Source organism: Streptomyces sparsus (assembly GCF_054776295.1).
In genome coordinates this window covers 1-1,755 of sequence record NZ_BAAHCA010000969.1, presented here as the reverse complement: position 1 = coordinate 1,755, position 1,755 = coordinate 1, and the positions used below count along the sequence as shown (strand labels likewise).

Below are 1,755 nucleotides of genomic sequence, written 5' to 3'. Positions count from 1 at the left end.
CGGACCGGTCCGGGCCGGGTGGCCGGCCGGGGTCCGGCGCCGCCGGATCGGGTCCCGGACCGGCGACTCCTTCGTTCCACGACTCAGGGGAGCAACTGCCGTGAACCGCAGCCGACTGGCCCGCCTGCTCACCGACGGCGCCGACACCACCTGCCGAGCCCTCACCGCGCTGCGCCACGGCGGCGACTACGTGGTCTGGGACGGCACGTCGCCCGCCACCGCACTCGCCGGCCTCTACGAACGCCGCCACCGGCACGCGCTGCGCAAGGGCATCGAGACCCTGGGCCTGGAACGAGCCGTGCGGCTGCTGGAGCTGCACGGCCCGTTCCAGGCCAGGCTGGGGCGCATCGACTCCCCCGACCGCGCCTGGTCGTTCATGGTGTTCCTCGCCGAGGACAGCCGCTCCCTGATCGCCTGCACCGCGCTGCGCCGCCGCGCGGACTGATCCCCCGCCGGCTGCCCCCGCTCCCGACTCCCCGACTCCCCGACTCCCCGACTCCCCGACTCCCCGGCAAGCCTGCCGAGGCCGGGCCCGGGGGCGCGTGCGGGGCCGTCAGGGGGTGCACGCGCCCATCCCGCACGCCGTTGCCTGGGGCGGAGCGGCTACGTACTCTGAAGAAGGCGCTGTCCCGCGCCACACTTCCGATTCCGGTGCTCACGCCACCGGCGCTGTGGAGGCAAAGGGAACCACGAGTTCTCGGGGTGCCGGTTGCATGCCTGATCCGGCGGGGTCGACAGAAGCGTGAGTCCTGTGGCCGCGCCGTCGACAGGGAGCATGCAATGACGAGGCAGAAGACGTTCAAGACACGCATCCGCAGCCGCATGGAGAAGACGGGCGAGAGCTACACCACGGCCCGCCGCCAGCTCCTGGGCAAGCCGGGTACGTCCGGGGCCGCCCCGGGCCCCGATCCCGCCGAGCTTCAGGCGTCGAGCCCGGGAACCCCCGCCCCGGAGACACAGCGCCCGCAGACTCACCCCCCGGAGTCACGGCGCCCGCAGACGCGGCACCCGGAGCCCTCCGGCCTGGAGAACGCAGCCGTCCAGGCACTGCGGCTGCCCGACGAAACCGTCCGGAAGCGCACCGGCCGAGGCACGGACGAGTGGTTCACGCTGCTCGATGCCTGGGGCGCCGGGGCGCTCGCCCACACCGAGATCGCCCGTCGGCTCGTCGAGGTGCACCAGGTGGACGGCTGGTGGGCGCAGAGCATCACCGTGGCCTACGAGCAGGCCCGTGGCCTGCGGGCTCCCGGCCAACGAACGGACGGCACGTTCTCCGTCAGCGCCACGAAGACCGTCGCCGTCCCGGCCGAGCGGCTCCACCAGGCGTTCGCCGACGAGCACCTGCGCGCACAGTGGCTGCCCGACGCATCAATCAGGGTGCGTACCGCGACTCCTCCCCGGAGCTTCCGCGCGGACTGGGAGGAGGACGGCACCCGGATCGTGGTCGGCCTCGTGACCAAGGGGGACGGCAGAGCCCAGGTGGCCGTGCAGCACATCAGGATCCCGAACGCCGAAGCCGCCGGCCGCATAAAAACGTACTGGCGAGAGCGGTTGGCGGTGCTCAAGCAGCTGCTGGAGCAGTGAGCGCAGCCGAGCCGCCGGACGGCGCACACCACTCCAGCACCGCGGTGAGCGCTGGAGTGAGCGCCGGCCCGACGGACCGCTGACGGGCCCGCCCGGGAGCGCCGCCGGACCCGGGCTCAGTGGCCGGCGGTGAGTTGTCCGGCGAGCTTGTCGTGCATTTCGGCGCTGGGT

At 73.3% G+C, this 1,755-nt stretch carries 2 protein-coding genes; both read left to right on the top strand.

The genetic code is table 11. From position 1 onward, the window contains the following. Positions 1-100: 100 nt before the first annotated feature. Positions 101-445: a hypothetical protein gene (locus tag ACYVE9_RS25435; protein WP_461030239.1), complete on the top strand. Its 345-nt coding sequence runs from the start codon at positions 101-103 to the stop codon at positions 443-445. Between the two features lie 335 nt (positions 446-780). Then, on the top strand, positions 781-1,584 hold the full coding sequence (locus tag ACYVE9_RS25430) for a hypothetical protein (RefSeq protein ID WP_461030238.1): 804 nt from the start codon (positions 781-783) through the stop codon (positions 1,582-1,584). Positions 1,585-1,755: the final 171 nt, after the last annotated feature.